Source organism: Glycomyces tritici (assembly GCF_030403505.1).
In genome coordinates this window covers 762632-777787 of record NZ_JAUEMJ010000002.1, presented here as the reverse complement: position 1 = coordinate 777787, position 15156 = coordinate 762632, and the positions used below count along the sequence as shown (strand labels likewise).

General features: G+C 71.1%; 15 protein-coding genes. 5 read left to right on the top strand and 10 right to left on the bottom strand.

Annotated elements, in window-relative coordinates:
• Positions 1 to 23 precede the first annotated feature (23 nt).
• The 5 genes from QWI33_RS08815 to QWI33_RS08795 are packed head-to-tail and all read right to left on the bottom strand — an operon-like array spanning position 24 to position 6969.
• Positions 24 to 1226, bottom strand: a complete 1203-nt coding sequence (locus QWI33_RS08815) for an FHA domain-containing protein (RefSeq protein WP_289956881.1) — start codon at positions 1224 to 1226, stop codon at positions 24 to 26.
• Positions 1223 to 2290, bottom strand: coding sequence for a PP2C family protein-serine/threonine phosphatase (locus tag QWI33_RS08810; RefSeq protein ID WP_289956879.1), 1068 nt, complete (start codon positions 2288 to 2290; stop codon positions 1223 to 1225). Before QWI33_RS08810 ends, QWI33_RS08815 begins: the two co-directional genes overlap by 4 nt.
• 12 nt (positions 2291 to 2302) lie before the next feature.
• Positions 2303 to 4738, bottom strand: a complete 2436-nt coding sequence (locus tag QWI33_RS08805; protein ID WP_289956877.1) for a tetratricopeptide repeat protein — start codon at positions 4736 to 4738, stop codon at positions 2303 to 2305.
• A gap of 9 nt (positions 4739 to 4747) precedes the next feature.
• Complete coding sequence (locus QWI33_RS08800; protein WP_289956875.1) at positions 4748 to 5704, bottom strand: glutamate ABC transporter substrate-binding protein; 957 nt, start codon at positions 5702 to 5704, stop codon at positions 4748 to 4750.
• Positions 5701 to 6969, bottom strand: coding sequence for a GlnX family signal transduction membrane protein (locus tag QWI33_RS08795; RefSeq protein WP_289956873.1), 1269 nt, complete (start codon positions 6967 to 6969; stop codon positions 5701 to 5703). The genes QWI33_RS08800 and QWI33_RS08795 overlap by 4 nt, the downstream gene beginning before the upstream one ends.
• Before the next feature lie 250 nt (positions 6970 to 7219).
• Between QWI33_RS08795 and QWI33_RS08790 the strand changes: the two genes are divergently transcribed.
• Genes QWI33_RS08790 through QWI33_RS08780 form a run of 3 tightly spaced genes read left to right on the top strand, consistent with a single transcriptional unit; the run spans position 7220 to position 9123 of the window.
• The gene (locus QWI33_RS08790) at positions 7220 to 7675 is read left to right on the top strand and encodes a deaminase (RefSeq protein WP_289956871.1); all 456 of its coding nucleotides are present in this window, start codon (positions 7220 to 7222) and stop codon (positions 7673 to 7675) included.
• Between the two features lie 9 nt (positions 7676 to 7684).
• Positions 7685 to 8512, top strand: a complete 828-nt coding sequence (locus QWI33_RS08785; RefSeq protein ID WP_289956869.1) for a sulfurtransferase — start codon at positions 7685 to 7687, stop codon at positions 8510 to 8512.
• Entirely contained in the window at positions 8509 to 9123 is a 615-nt protein-coding gene (locus QWI33_RS08780; RefSeq protein WP_289956867.1) for a hypothetical protein, read from the top strand. The genes QWI33_RS08785 and QWI33_RS08780 overlap by 4 nt, the downstream gene beginning before the upstream one ends.
• A gap of 267 nt (positions 9124 to 9390) precedes the next feature.
• On the opposite strand, the gene QWI33_RS08775 is transcribed toward QWI33_RS08780, so the two are convergent.
• The 5 genes from QWI33_RS08775 to QWI33_RS08755 form a co-directional block, all read right to left on the bottom strand.
• Complete coding sequence (locus QWI33_RS08775) at positions 9391 to 10077, bottom strand: metal-dependent transcriptional regulator (protein WP_289956866.1); 687 nt, start codon at positions 10075 to 10077, stop codon at positions 9391 to 9393.
• Positions 10078 to 10257: 180 nt separating this feature from the next.
• On the bottom strand, positions 10258 to 11226 hold the full coding sequence (locus tag QWI33_RS08770) for a sigma-70 family RNA polymerase sigma factor (RefSeq protein ID WP_289956865.1): 969 nt from the start codon (positions 11224 to 11226) through the stop codon (positions 10258 to 10260).
• Between the two features lie 148 nt (positions 11227 to 11374).
• Positions 11375 to 12007, bottom strand: coding sequence for a trimeric intracellular cation channel family protein (locus QWI33_RS08765; RefSeq protein ID WP_289956862.1), 633 nt, complete (start codon positions 12005 to 12007; stop codon positions 11375 to 11377).
• Between the two features lie 70 nt (positions 12008 to 12077).
• Entirely contained in the window at positions 12078 to 12359 is a 282-nt protein-coding gene (locus QWI33_RS08760; RefSeq protein WP_289956860.1) for a DUF3039 domain-containing protein, read from the bottom strand.
• A gap of 91 nt (positions 12360 to 12450) precedes the next feature.
• The gene (locus tag QWI33_RS08755) at positions 12451 to 12774 is read right to left on the bottom strand and encodes a DUF3099 domain-containing protein (protein WP_289956859.1); all 324 of its coding nucleotides are present in this window, start codon (positions 12772 to 12774) and stop codon (positions 12451 to 12453) included.
• 41 nt (positions 12775 to 12815) lie between these two features.
• Here QWI33_RS08755 and dtd point away from each other — a divergent pair, with 41 nt between their 5' ends.
• Together dtd and QWI33_RS08745 are read left to right on the top strand one after the other, a co-directional pair.
• A complete protein-coding gene (gene dtd, locus QWI33_RS08750) occupies positions 12816 to 13238 on the top strand; it encodes a D-aminoacyl-tRNA deacylase (RefSeq protein ID WP_289956857.1) in 423 nt (140 codons plus the stop codon).
• Between the two features lie 173 nt (positions 13239 to 13411).
• Positions 13412 to 15124, top strand: coding sequence for a DEAD/DEAH box helicase (locus tag QWI33_RS08745; RefSeq protein ID WP_289956855.1), 1713 nt, complete (start codon positions 13412 to 13414; stop codon positions 15122 to 15124).
• The last annotated feature ends 32 nt before the right edge of the window (positions 15125 to 15156 follow it).

Here is a 15156-nt window from a genome sequence, read left to right as displayed (position 1 = left end):
GACCCGGCCTTCTCCGTTGCGTCTTAACCCTCGTAGTGCACCGTCAGGCGCGTCCACGCGCCGATGTTGATGTAGGTCCCGTCGGTCACCGGGAACTCCACGTTCGGCGCCAGCGGCTCGTCGGAGCCGTTGAGGAACGTGCCGTTCGAGGAGCCGACGTCCATGATCGTCCAGGAGCCGTCGGGCTTGGAGAACAGCTTCGCGTGCTGCGCGCTCACACCCGGGTCGGCCACGTCGCCGGACAGGTCGATGTCCGGGGTGACGCCGCGCTTGGCGCTGTAGCGGCCGATCGTCAGGTCCGGCTTGTCGAGCGGGAAGCGGCGCGGCTTCGCGAACGACGGGTACTGCAGCTGCGAGGCCCCGTCCGAGGCCGCGACCTTGTTGAAGTAGCCCTGGTCGGCGGTGACGGCGACACCCCAGCGGGTGGCCGCCTGGCCGGGCGGGGCGTAGTTCGAGGCGAGGTCGCTCGGCTGCGCGTCCGGCATGGAGAACCCGCCGGTCGCCGTCGCGGGCGGCGCGGAGGTCGGGGCGCCGAACGGCGCGGCCGGGACGCCCGGAGGCGGTCCGGGCGGGGCCGAGGTCGGCGCGGCGCCGTACGCCTGCTGCGCGTAAGGGTCCTGGCCGTAGCCCTGCTGCGGTTGCCCGTAGGGGTCCTGCTGCTGGGGCTGGCCGTACGGGTCCTGCTGGCCGTAGCCGGGCTGCTGACCGTAGGGGTCCTGCTGCTGCGGCTGGCCGTACGGGTCCTGCTGCCCGTAGCCCTGCTGCGGCTGCCCGTAAGGGTCCTGCTGCGGCTGGGACTGCTGGCCGTACGGGTCCTGGCCGTACCCCTGCTGGGGCTGCTGCTGGCCGTAGGGGTCCTGCTGCCCGTAGCCCTGCTGCGGCTGGGCGTAAGGGTCCTGCGGCTGCGAGGGCTGCCCGTAGGGGTCCTGCTGGCCGTAGCCCTGCTGGGGTTGCCCGTAGGGGTCCTGCTGCTGCGGCTGGCCGTACGGGTCCTGCTGCCCGTAGCCGGGCTGCTGACCGTAAGGGTCCTGCTGCTGCGGCTGGCCGTACGGGTCGTTCGGGGCGTAGCCCTGGCCGAAGGCCGGCGACTGCGGGGGCTGGCCTTGCTGCCACGCCGGGTTGGGCGTTCCGCACTGCTCGCAGAACTGGGCTTGCGGGAAGGCCCCGCAGGCGCACTGGTACCCGCCCGGCTGTGGGGCACCGCCGTAGGTCGGCTGGTAGGTCAAGGTCGTCCCCCTCCAAGCATTTGGGTGTACTCGGCCTCGCTGACGACACCAGGAGGCGCGGCGGACCCGTCGCCCTGGTTCGAGGCGTCCTGGCCGGCATGCTCCTGCGCATGACCGTCGGCCTGGACCGAACCGGGGGATTCGAGTTCCACCACCGCGACACTGATGTTGTCGTGCCCGCCGTTGGCGAGCGCTTGTCGTGTCAACGCTACCGCCTTGTCGCCAACGCTGCCGTCCGGCAGTGGCAGAAGGTCGTGATCGTCATTGAAATAGCGCGACAGACCATCGCTGCACACTACGACATGGCCCCCGCCCAGATCCACCCGGAGGAGGTTCGGATTGAGGCTCGGCGCGTCCGCCCCGAGCCACGCGAGCAGGGCTTTGGCGTACGGGTTCTTGTACCGCTCGTCCGCCGGGTCGACCCCCTGGTACTCCAGGCGGGCCTGGATCGTGTCGTCCACTGTGAGGCACCTCGCCTCCTTCTCCCCGGCCCAGTACGCTCGCGAATCGCCCACCCAGCACAGGATCGCCTGGTTCCCCTCGACCACGGCCGAGACGTACGTGGAGGACGGCGGCGAGTTCGGGTACTGCTTCCCGACCGCGGCCACCGCGGAGTGGGCCGCGCCCACGCCGCGGCGCGACGCGTCCTCCGCGGTGAGGCCCTCGCCGAGGGCCGCGCGGATCTCCGTCACCGCCGCTTCCACTCCTGCGAGTGACGCGCGCTCGGAGTCCGATGCGCCCGAGACGCCGTCGCAGACGACCGCGATCTTGCGCCCGTCGTCGGCGACCGCGATCGCGATCGAGTCCTGGTTGTAGTGGTGCCGGTGGCCCACGTCGGTCGCGGCGCCGATCCCGGGCAGCACGAACGAGATGTGGTCGTCGGAGCCGCCGGGGTGGTCGGTGTTCTCCTCGACGGCGATGGAGGACCGCCAGGGGACCTCCTCGGCCGGGACCGCGAACTCCTCCAGGTCGCCACCGCAATCCTCGCAGTAGCGACCGATGTCGGCGGGGAGACCGCAAGCGGTGCAACGCTTCGCGGCGCCCAAAGTGGGTGAGGGCTGCATAGGGCTCCTTCGCTACAGCATCGTGCGGGGGCGGTGGGCGTTCGCCAGGTCGAAGTAGTACACCTGGTCCTCCCTGCGGGTGCAGGCGTGGGCGAGGTCACGGTACGTCCGCTCCAGCGCCAGGCGCAGCTCGCGCTCCTCCGGCTGCGCGCCGAACACGCGCGGCTCGTGCGCGGGACCGGTGCGCAGCACCGTGTCCAGCGCCAGGTGGAGGATGCGGGTCGACACGAGGTGCCGACGCCGCGGCTCGAGCTTCAGCTCGTCGAGCCGCCCGGCCATATGGTGCAGGTCCAGCAGCGACGGCGGCGACGTGCGCGAGTGCAGCGCGGTCTGGATCGCCGCGGTCTGCGCGATCCCGTACTGCGACGAGGTCTTCGGGACCTGGTGCAGCGTCGAGATCGCCTCCGTCGAGTTGCCCTCGAGGTCGAGCAGGCGCGCCCGGCCGTACGCGGCCGAGACGAACCGGTGGTCGCAGGTCCAGATCCGCGTGTAGTGCGGCAGGGCCAGGTCCCGCCGGCCCGCCATCTCCGCGCACGCCGCCAGCGCCAGCCGCGGGGCCAGCTCTCCGGGGAGGTGCGAGTAGACGGCGTCGAAATGCGCTGCGGCCGTGTGGAAGTCGGCCGCGAGCAGCGAGATCGTGCCGCGCAGCCACGTGACCTGCCAGGTGTTGCCCTCGCGCTGCGCGAACTGGTCGAGCGCCGCGTTGGCCTGGTGCAGGTCCCCGGCGTTGACGAGCGTGCGCACGCGCCGCAGCTGCACCTCCGGGCTCTGCACGGGTGCGGCGTTGAGCTCGGCGAGGATGCCCGCGGCGTCGGTGGCCTGGAGCGTCGCCATGAACGCGGCCATCGGGTCGGCGAGGTCGACCATCGGCGTGGGCAGCGCGTGCGCCACGTCGAACGGATCGCCCACCGCGTGGATGTCGTACTCCACGTCGGGCTCGCCGAACACGGCCTGCTCGCCGCTGAACAGCGTCGAAGGCTCGAACCGCGGCTCGCCCTTCTGCACCGACTGCACCTCGTGCAGCACGCCGCGCACCTGGGTGCGCATCTCGTCGGCGTCCTGGAACCGCGAGCGCGGCTCGGCGTTCGTGGCGCGCAGCAGCAGCCGGTGGAACGACCCGAACTCGTTGAACACGGGCGCTTCGGCGGCCGGGGGCAGCTTGTCGCGGTACGTGCTCGTGAAGCCCTTGAAATCCAAGGCGAGCACGGCCATCGAGCGGCCGATCGTGTACAGGTCCGAGGTCACCGAGGGCCCCACGGAGAGGATCTCGTCGTTCGGCACCGAGTACCCGGGCGTGCCGTAGATCGCCGACTCCATGTCCTCGACGTGGCGCACCGCGCCGAGGTCGATGAGCTTGAGCCAGGTCTCGACGTGGATCATGTTGTCCGGCTTGAAGTCGCAGAACAGCAGGCCCCGGTCGTGCAGGTAGCTGAACGCGGGCAGCAGCTCGGCGGTGTAGGTGAGCACCTGCTCCAGCGGGAGCGGCTTGCGCTCGCCGTTCTCGTCGACCGCGTCCCTGATGTCCCGCAGCGACTTCCCGGCCAGGTACTCCATGACGATGTACGACTGGAGCTGGCCCGAGCGCGGGTCGGCGGCGGTCACGAAGTCGTGGATGTCGACCACGTTGGGGTGGTCGATGCCGACGAGGAAGCGCCGCTCGTTGATCGCGGCCTCGATCGCGTCCTCGTCGGAGGTGTTGATGAGGCCCTTGATGACGACCCAGCGCTGCGTCAGGTCGTCCGCGAAGTTCTTGTCGTTGGCGAGGTAGATCCAGCCGAGCCCGCCGTGGGCGATCGCGCCGAGCACCTCGTACCGCTCGGAGAGCACGTCGCCGGGGCTGAGCGCGGGCGTGAACCAGTACCGGGTGCGGCAGTGCGCGCAGTAGCCCTCGACGCGGCCCGCGCGCCCGGCCTGGGGCCGGCCCACGGGCTTGCCGCACGAGGAGCAGAACCGCTTGTGCTCGGGCACCTGCGGGTGCTCCATGACCGCCTCGGCGGGGTCGCGGGGCGGCACGGGCGGCATGTCGGACAGGCCGCCGCGCTGGCGGGCGCTGGTGGTCGTGGAGCGCGTGACGGGGCCGGTGATCGGCTGCGGCAGCGGCGCGGCCGGGGCCCGGTAGGGGGCCGGGGGCGGCGACTGGACGACGCCGGCGGGCGCGATGCCCTGCGTCCCGGGCTGCGGCAGCGGCGGCGAGACCGGGGGCGCGACCGGGGAGTGCATCGGCGGCGCCGAGCTCGGGGCGAGCGGCGCGGCCATGTGCTGCGGCGGGACCGCGTTGGTCCCGGGCGGGCCGAGGGGGGCGGGCGCGAAGCCCGGCTGCGGCGGCACCGCGGGCGGCGTGTTGAGCCGCTTGCGGATGCTGACGGTGTCGGTGGCCTCGCCTTCGGGCTGGTACGCGCCCGGGAGGTACCGCTGCGTGTGCTCTGGAGGCGGCTGCTGGTCGCTCATGGCGCTCCCTTAATCCCGGTACTGGGGGGTCGGCGGGACGCCCGGGACGCCCAGCGGTCCTTCGAGCCACTTGTTGTAAGCGGTCTGCCAGGTGCCGTTCGCGATGATCTGGGCGAGGGCGCCGTTGACGTAGCGGGCGAGGTCGGTGTTGCCCTTCTGGAAGGCGATCCCGTAGGGCTCCTGCGAGAACGCGTCGCCCACGACCTCGAGGGTCGGGTCCTGGGCCGCCATGCCCGCGAGGATCGTGTCGTCGCTGGTGATGGCGTCCACGGTGCCCTGCTGGAGCAGGACCAGGCAGTCGTTGAAGTCCGGCACGGTGACGGCCTGGGCCGCGGACTGTTCGGCGATGGTCCGCACGGAGGTCGAGCCGGCGCCGGTGCACACGAGGTGGTCGTCGGCGAGGTCGGCGAGGCCCGTGATGCCCGAGGCCGTCGGCACGAGGAGGCGCTGCCCGGCGTGGAAGTACTCGGCGGAGAACTCCACGTTGGCCCAGCGGTCGCAGTTCATGGTCATGGTCCGCACGACCATGTCGACCCGGTCGGTGTTGACGGCCTCTTCGCGCTCCCCGGAGGTCATCGGGACCCAGCGGATGGTCGCGTCGGGGCCGAGGATCGAGTGGGCGATCGCGGTGGCGATGTCGATGTCGAAGCCGGCCGGGGTGTTCGTCTCGGGCTCGATGTAGCCCATGAGGTTCGTGGACTGGCTGACGCCGATGGTGATCTGGTCCTGGTTGTCGAGGTCGGCCACGGCCTGCTCGACGGTGGTGGTCCCGGGGTTGTAGGACGCGAGCGGCGTGCAGCTGTCGTCGACCGGCTTGGTCTCGATCTCGGGGGAGAAGTCGATCCCCGAGGGCAGCGGCGTGGGGACGTCGACCTGCGGCGGCCCCATGTCGGCCGGCTGCGAGCAGGCGGCGAGGACGAGGCAGGCCGCGGCGGCGGCCGCGAGCCTGAGGTGGTGTCGAATCATGCGTAGTACTCCGCCACTCGAAGCTGGATGCCGACCGCGGCGCTGATGAGCGCGCCGAGCGCCAGGGCCGCGAGCCCGGCCGCGGCGCCCGAGAGGGACCGCTGGGCGTCGTTGGTGGCCGCGGCGAAGCGTTCGGCGCTGACGTCGGTCGCTTCGGTCAACGCGTCGTTGAGGGTCGTGAAGGACGTCCACAGGCTGGTGTCGCTCTCGCCGACGACGAGCGCGACCGCCTCGGTGTACTGGCCGCCCTGGGCGAGCTTGACGACCTCGTCGTGCCCGGCCCGCCAGGTCTCGGCGGCCTCGCGGGCGGTGTCGATGTTCGCGGAGAGCTCGGCGTCCCCGGCGAACGCCTCGTCGAGCCGGTCGAGCAGCGCGCCCGGGTCGGTGAGGGCCTTGAAGTGCTCCTCGAAGCGGTCCGCGGCGGCCTGGTCCTCACCGCGGGCGATGAGCACGAGCGACTCCTCGGCGCGCGCCTGCTGGGCGGTGATCTCGGCTTCGGCCAGCAGCTCGAGCGGCGCCGAACCGTCCTCATGGGACCGGTTGGTGTGGCTCGCGGACGCCAGCGAGGCCATCGCGAGCCAGCCCGCGAAACCGACGAGCAGCACGGTGCTGCCGACGAGCCCGAGGTTGAACACGCGGTTGGTCTTGCGCGAGAGCCACATCTGGGCCCACACGAGCGTGCCGAGCGCGGCGACGGCCAGCACCGCGGCGGCCCACGGGAACGCGGCGGCGTCCGCGCGCGACTCGTTGAGCTGCCCCAGCGAGTTCTCCTGCAGGTCGTGCGCCTTGGGGAGCATCTCCTCGCGCATGAGCGTGGAGGCCTGCTCCTGGTAGGTCGCGCCGACGGGCTCGCCGAGGCGGTTGAAGGTCCGCGCGGTCTCCACCAGCCCGGTGTAGACCGGCATGCGCGCATTGAGCTCGGCGACCAGCGCGGTGTCAGCGGGGGTCTTCACTTCCCCTGCGGCCGTTGCGAGTGCCACGGTCGCGTCGCGCATCGCCTCGCGGTAGGTCTCGTTCATCTCGTCCGAGGGCGTGCCCGCCGTCAGGTACGAGGACGCGGCGGTCGCATCGGCCTGGGAGAGCGCCTGGTACAGCGAGAGGGCGGCCACGGAGAGCCGCCCGGACTGGCTGGTGGTCTCCTCGATGACGGCCGACTTCGCGATGACCGCGGTCATGCCGGTGATCCCGGCGCCGAGGATGAGCGCCGCGACCACGGTGAGCACACCGCGCAGCTGCCCGGGCGTGAACCGCAGTGCGGCCAGCACGCGGTCGAACCGTCGCTGCCCGGTTGCAGCAGGTGCGCTGGGCGCCTGTGCCGGAGCGGGAGGGGACTGGACGGACAACTACTGCACCTCACTTGATCGGCGACCCGCGGGCCTCTGGAATCGTTCCCGCGCGCACGTCTGACGTGGCTGGAGTGTCGGGGGACTCCCACATGGTATCGGCCTCCGGCAAGGACCGGTGACTACCGCCTCGGGGCGTCTCGTCCGCGTCGCGCGAAGGTACGGTGAAACCGTGCCGAACACCCGAGAGCAATCCACAGAGGACGACGCGCGCTGGATGGCGCGCGCCGTCGAGCTGGCCGAACGCTGCCCGCCCTCCAGTACCGCCTTCAGCGTCGGGGCGGTGATCATCGCAGACGGCCGCGTCGTCGGCGAGGGCTACTCGCGCGCCGAGGAGCCGAACGACCACGCCGAGGAGGTCGCCCTCCGCCACGCCGGCGACGCCGCGCGCGGCGCGACCGCCTATTCCTCGATGGAGCCGTGCGGGCACCGCGCCTCCCGGCCCGACCCGTGCGCCCGCCTGCTCCTCAACGCCGGTGTCGCCCGCGTCGTGTACGCCCTCGGCGAGCCGCTCAACTTCGTCGACGCGCCCGGCGGCGACGCGATTTTGCGGGAGAACGGCGTGGTTGTCGCCGTGATGCCCGAATTCGCGGACGCGGCCGAACGGCCCAACGCGCACCTCCGTTAATCTGGGACCATGAGGCCATTGATCGGCGCCGAAGCGGCCGCTGAACTGCACGAATCGGTCCGGCTCGACGTCCGCTGGACGCTCGGAGGACCCTCGCGGGACGCCGACTACGCCGAAGGGCACCTGCCCGGCGCGGTCCGGCTCGACCTCGACCGGGACGTGTGCGGCCCCGTCGAGACCCTCGGCGGTCGCCACCCGCTCCCCGAACCCGAAGCGCTGCAAGCGGTCCTGCGCGCAGCCGGTATCAACGACGACTCGCACGTCCTCGTCTACGACGACGGCGACGGCATGGCCGCCGCCCGCACCTGGTGGACCCTCCGCTGGGCCGGGATCGACGACGTCCAAGTCCTCCAGGGCGGCATCAAGGCCTGGACCGGCGCCGGACTCCCGCTCGAGACCCGAACCGCAGACCCCAAGCCCGGCACCGTGACGGTCCGCCCCGGGCACCTCCCGGTGCTCGACGCCGAGGCCGCCGCCGAGTGGGCCGAGACCCGCGAACTGGTCGACGTGCGCGCCCCCGAGCGCTACCGCGGTGAGATGGAACCGGTCGACCCCGTCGCCGGCCACGTGCCCGGCGCGATCAACCTCTTCCTCGGCGAAGACGACCTGGCCGACACCGAGCGGCTGCGCGAACGCTATGCGTCCCACCCGGAAGCGGCCTACTACTGCGGCTCCGGCGTCGGTGCGGCCCGCACCGCGCTCGCCGTCACCGCCGCGGGCCTGCCCACGCCCCCGGTGTACATCGGTTCCTGGAGCGACTGGGTCTCGCGCGGCGGCGCCGTCGCAACGGTGCCGACCGGCGGCTCGCAAGCCGAGTCGAAGGAGGAGGCCCGATGAAGCGCGCGCTGATCGCGATCCCCGCCGCGTTCCTCTTGGCGCTGGCCGCCTGCAGTGACGACGGCTCGCCCTCGGGCGAGGAGCCCGAGGGTTCCGCCGCGAACTCCTCGAGCGAGGCCGCAGCCCCGACCGAGCCGGTCGAGCTGGACCTGGCCGACGCCGCGGGCGCCTGCCCGCTCATCGACTCCGCGACCCTGAACTCCGTGACCGGCGAGGACTTCCGCTTCGCCTCGGGCGGGCCCGGCGAGCTCGCCGAGGGCGAGGAGGCGCCGGCCCAGCTCACCTGCGCCGTCCAGACCGGCGAGGCCGCCTACCCGGACCTGACGCTGTTCGTCATCGGCACCGAGGCGAAGGTCGAGGTCTACGAGGAGGAGCTCGCCGACGGCACCGAGGAGGTCGACGGGCTCGGCGAGGCCGCCTACTGGATCGTCCACACCGAGGACACGGGCGCGGGCCCGGCCCTGGAGATGGGCTGGTACGAGGGCGGCACGATCTTCGAGATGCGCTACACGACACCGGTGGAGACCGACCCGGCCGTCGTGAACGAGCTCGTCGGCGGCTTCACCGAACTGGCCAAGGGCATCGCCGCCGCGCACGCCGAAGCCGGCTAGCGCCGCAGACGCAGCGAAGGCCGCCCGGAGTGTTCCGGGCGGCCTTCGCTTTGCGCCGCTTAGTGAGCGCCCTCCTCGCCGGGGGAGCAAGGAGGGCGCTCAGGTGCGGAGTGCAGTCCTCGGGTGCAGGCGTCCCCAGTGGTCAGCCCTGATGTGGGATGAATTGGAAACGTTTGCAACGCTTTGCTGAGCTTACTCCCCGGTAGGTACCGGGGTCAAGACACGGAAGCGTGGACTTCCAAGGCGCGCAAGCGCCTCGGTGGTGAACTACTCGGCGGGGGTGGCGAAGATCTTCGCCGCGTCGTCGGTCGAGAGCCGGATCGTGTCCGTGCCGGAGGTCACCGCGACCTCGCCGTCGAGGCGGTCGATCGCGACCTCGGCGCCGGGGTCCACGCCCGCCTCGTGCAGGGACGCGAGCAGCTCGGGGTGGGTCTGGGCCGATTCGCACAGGCGCGTCACGCGCACCTTGGAACCGGGGGACACGACGCTCAGCGGGCGCTCGTCGACCTCGCGGCCTTCGGCCACGGCCGAGGCGTCGAGCTCGCTGAGCCCGGGGATCATGTTGCCGTACGGCGAGCGGGTGGGGTGCTCGAGCAGCTCGTACACGCGCTTCTCCACCGAGTCGCTCATGACGTGCTCCCACTTGCAGGCCTCGTCGTGGGCCTCCACGTAGGACATGCCGATGACGTCGACCAGGAGGCGCTCGGCGAGCCGGTGCTTGCGCATCACCGCGACCGCCTGCCGGCGGCCTTCCTCGGTGAGCTCCAGGTGCCGGTCGCTCTTGACGTTGAGCAGGCCGTGGCGCTGCATCCGGCCCACGGTCTGCGAGACCGTCGGGCCGCTCTGCTCCAGGCGCTCGGCGATCCGGGCGCGCAGGGCCGGGACGCCTTCCTCCTCGAGTTCGAGGATCGTGCGCAGGTACATCTCAGTGGTGTCGACGAGGTCCGTGGTCACAGCTTCGTTCCTTCACTTTGTCCGCCCGCAGGGCACCGAGCGGGGTGGGTCGAGTAGCCGCCAGACCCCCTGTCACCACCAATGGTATACGTCGTGAAGGACGCTCCGCCCATCAGCCATCCGGACGTACAGGGCGCTCACACCCCAAAGCGGCACGGAGATCCGGGCCGTGAAGGTCGATCACGCCACATACTCGGCGAGGCGCCCGGCGTAGTCGGGCTGGCGCAGGCGGTGCAGCGCGTTCTTCTCGATCTGGCGGACCCGCTCGCGCGAGAGTCCGAAGTCCGCGGAGACCTCTTCGAGGGTGCGCTGACGGCCGTCGTCAATGCCGAAACGCAGCCGCAGCACGGTTTGTTCCCGCTCGGGCAGCGAGGCCAGCACGTTCGCGATGTGGCGGCGCAGGAGCGCGTAGGACACGGCGTCGTCGCTGCCGCGCTCGCGGGGCAGGTGCGCCACGAGGTCGCCCAGCGCGGTCGAGTCGTCCTCGCCCACGGTCTGGTCGAGGCTGACCGGCTCGCGGTCGTAGGACATGAGCTCGAGGACCTTGCCCGGGGTGACCTCCAGCTCCGCGGCGATCTCCTCGTAGCGGGGCTCGCGGCCCAGCTCGACCATGAGGTCCTGGCGGACCCGGTTCATCCGCTTGATCTGGTCCACGGTGTGCGCGGGGACGCGGATCGTGCGGGACTGGTCGGTGACGGCCCGGTTGATCGCCTGCCGGATCCACCAGGTGGCGTACGTGGAGAACTTGTAGCCCTTCTGGTAGTCGAACTTCTCGACGGCGCGGATGAGGCCGAGGTTGCCCTCCTGGATGAGGTCGAGCAGGCTCAGCCCGGCGCCGGAGTAGCGCTTGGCGACGGAGACCACGAGGCGCAGGTTCGACTCGAGCATGCGCTGCTTGGCCGCGCGGCCCTCGGCCGCGATGCGGGCAAGGTCCGAGCGGTAGTCGGGGTCGGTGACCTCGCTGATGCGGCACTCGGCCATGAGGCCGGCCTCGATCGCCTTGGCGCACTCGACCTCTTCGGAGGCGGTGAGCAGCCGGTGCTTGCCGATGCCGTTCAGATAGGCGCGAACGGGGTCGCCGGAGTATTCGGTCGCGCGCTGCGCCGGTCGCCTCGCCGGACGCTGGCGGATGCTGTCGACAGGTGCCATCGAATTCGCCTTTCGCTGCAGACCCTCGGCGCGTGGGTTGATCCGCGCCATACCCGGTGGGCACCGGGCTTCGGAGTACCAGCTTGCAGCGGATTTCGACGATTCAGATCCCCCGGGGAGAAGGGTGGCACGAACCCGGGAGACACGATCAGATTTTCGGTTTCGGTGCTTCCCAGCGATACCTGATGGCCACGAGGCGTACAACGAAGATGACCGCGATGGCCGTCAGCGCGAGCGTCCAGTGCCCGATCATGGACTCCCACCGGGCCCCGACCGCCACGATCACCGCGCCGATCGCCGCGGCCATCGCGTAGAAGTCCTCGCGGAGCACCGCCGGGATCTCCTGGCTCAGGACGTCCCGCAGGATGCCCCCGCCGATTCCGGAGAGTACTCCCACGATGCAAGCCGCGTAGACGGCGAAACCGAAATCGAGCCCCTTCTGGGTCCCGACCACGGTGAACAGCGCCAGCCCGGCGGCGTCGAGCACGAGCATCGTGGTGCGCATGCGCGAGAGCGCCGGGTGGAACCAGAACACGAACAGGGACGCGACGAGCGCCACGAGCGGGTAGCGCCAGTCGGTGAGCAGCAGCGGCTTCGCGTCGATGAGCACGTCGCGGAGCGCGCCGCCGCCGAGGGCGCAGAGGACGCCGATGACGACCACGCCGAACAGGTCCAGCCGCTTGCCGACCGCGGCGCTCGCGCCGGAGGCGGCGAAGACCGCGGTGCCGACGAGCTCGGCCACCAGCATCAGCGCGGTCGGGTCGAATTCACTAGGCTCCACCCGTGCGTTATAGCAGGCAGGGCCCGGTCACACCGCGGTTCTTCGCAAAGGTGAGAGCCGCGCTGCAGCCTCAGCCCTTCATCTTGGCGTAGATGTCCTTGCAGTTCTGGCAGACCGGGAAGCGGTCGGGGTCGCGGGTGGGCACCCACATCTTCCCGCACAGCGCCTTCACCGGGATGCCGTCGACCATCGCGGCCATGAGCTTGTCCTTCGGCACGTAGTGCGAGAAGCGCTCGTCGTCGCCGTCCTCGAACACGTAGTTCGGGTTGGTCTTCGTCTGCTCTTCCAGAAGGGTCGAGCCGGAGCCGCCGACTCCTCCGTCGGAGCCACCGGTGGTGGGAAGTTCGCTCACTGCAACTCACTCCTCATTAGCGCGCAAGATCCCGTCAATCTTGCTCTACGAATCGACGACCCGCAAACTCGGCAGAGGGTGTCCGGGGCGATTATTCCGAATCGATCATGCGGTGCTCGGGCGGTTCGAGGGTCTCGGCGCGCCGCTGGTGCTTCGTGAACATGCCCGGCTTGCGCACCAGGCGGTCGTTCGCCAGCAGGACCGCCAGCCAGGGCAGCAGCGCCATCCCGGCCACGCCGATCGCCAGCCAGAGCCACAGCAGCGGCGCTTCGGCCATCACGAGGATGCCGAGCACGATCACCAGCACCGCCCGGATCGACATCATCACGACGTACCGGATCGTCCGGTACCGCCGCTCCTCTTCGAGGGACATCGCCGCATCGGTGATGCTGGTCGCCTTCTCACGCCTTGCCACCCTTCGAGCCTACGCCTGGGCGGTGCGGCAGGATCTGGGGCATGAAAGCAGTCGTGCAGACCGTCAGCGAAGCGGAAGTCACCGTCGACGGCGAGAGCGTCGGCGCGATCGGCGAGGGCCTCCTCGTCCTCGTCGGCGTCACCCACACGGATGGTCCCGCGGAGGTCGCGTGGATCGCCGAGAAGATCTGGAGCCTGCGGATCATGAGGGACGAGCTCTCGGCGTCCGATCTGGACGCGCCGATCCTGCTGGTCAGCCAGTTCACCCTCTACGCCGACACGCGAAAGGGCCGGCGCCCCTCCTGGAACGGCGCCGCCCCCGGCCCGGTCGCCGAACCCCTGGTCGAGGCCGTCGCCGCCCGCCTCCGCGGTCTCGGCGCCCGCGTCGAGACCGGCGTGTTCGGCGCCATGATGCTCGTGCGCAGCGTCAACGTCGGCCCCAACACGATCCTGCTGGAGCGGTGAACGCGCGACCGGGAAGTGCGTCGCCGCCGATCCGCGGCCGGCCGTGACCGGCCCGTCGCACGGCTCGCGGGCGGACGCCGTGACTTTGCCAATTCGCGGTCGGCAAGCGGGCACCGCGACTTTCCCCGCGGCCTAAAATCAACCCGGTCCGCCACCGTCCGAGAGGAGCCCGCATGATCCCGGCCGCCCCACCCGAAATGCTTCCCTCGCTTCGGGTCTGGCAGCGCAAGGCCATGGTCGCCTACCACCGGGGTCAATCGCGGGACTTCCTCGCCGTAGCTACGCCCGGGGCCGGCAAGACCACGTTCGCCCTGCGCATCGCCTACGACCTGCTCGCCGACGGCACCGTCGACACGGTCACCGTGGTCGCCCCCACCGAGCACCTCAAGGCCCAGTGGGCCGGGGCCGCGGCCCGGTTCGGCATCCAGCTCGACCCGGCCTTCCGTAACTCGTCCGTCCACAGTGCCGCCGATTTCCACGGTGTCGTCGTCACCTACGCGCAGATCGGCGCCGACCCCGCCGTCCACCGCCGCCGCACGCTCGCGCGCCGCACCCTCGTCATCCTCGACGAGATCCACCACGCCGGCGACGCCCGCACCTGGGGCGAGGGCGTCCAGACCGCCTTCGACGAGGCCGAGCGCCGCCTGTGCCTCACCGGCACCCCGTTCCGCAGCGACGACAACCCGATCCCCTTCGTCGAGTACGACGAGGAGGCCGACGGCGTCAAGCGCTCGCGGGCCGACGCGCTCTACGGCTACCGGGACGCGCTCGCCGACGGCGTCGTGCGCCCGGTCATGTTCATGGCCTACTCCGGCCAGGCGAAGTGGCGCACCAGCGCGGGGGACGAGCTGGCGGTGCGGCTCGGGCAGCCGCTCACGAAGGACCTCACGAGCCAGGCCTGGCGCACCGCGCTCGACCCCGAAGGGGAGTGGATCAAGCAGGTCATCAGGGCCGCCGACCGGCGGCTCTCGTCGCTGCGCGCGGCGGGCATCCCCGACGCGGGCGGGCTCATCATCGCCTCGGACCAGAACAGCGCCCGCGCCTACGCGGGCATCCTCAAGCGCGTCACCGGCAAGAGCGCCGCGATCGTCCTCTCGGACGACGCGGGCTCATCGGACAAGATCGCCAAGTTCGCGGACTCCAATGAGGAATGGCTCGTGGCCGTCCGCATGGTCTCCGAGGGCGTGGACATCCCGCGCCTGGCGGTCGGGGTCTACGCCACGAACGCGCACACGCCGCTGTACTTCGCGCAGGCCATCGGCCGCTTCGTGCGTTCGCGCCGCCCCGGCGAGACCGCCTCGGTGTTCCTGCCGAGCGTGATCCCGCTGCTGAGCCTCGCGGAGAACCTCGAGGCCGACCGCGACCACGTCATCAAGCCCAAGTCGCAGGACGAGGACCCCGAGCTGCTCTTGGAGCAGGCGCAGCGGGTCCTCAACGAGGGCACCGAACTCGGCGGCCAGCGCGAGACCCTCGAGTCGAACGCGGAGCTCGACCAGGTCATCTTCGACGGCGGCTCGTTCGGCCTGCCCGTGGAGGCCGGGAGCGCCGAGGAGCAGGAGTACCTGGGCCTGCCGGGGCTGCTGACCCAGGAGCAGGTGCACCTGCTGCTGCAGAAGCGCCAGCGCGAGCAGATGGCGAAGCAGAAGTCGGGGACCCGCACCGAGACCGTGGAGCGGCCGGCGGCCGAGCCCGCGATGACCAACGCGCAGAAGCGGTTGAAGCTGCGCAAGCAGTTGAACGCGCTGGTGGGGGCGCGTTCGTTCGCGACGAACGAGCCGCACGGCAAGATCCACGCGATGCTGCGGTCCAAGTGCGGCGGGCCGCCGAGCGCGCAGGCGACGATCGAGCAGCTGGAGGAGCGGATCGCGGTGATCCGCTCGCTGTAGGCAGCGTTGCCGAATACGGCAATGCGAATGGG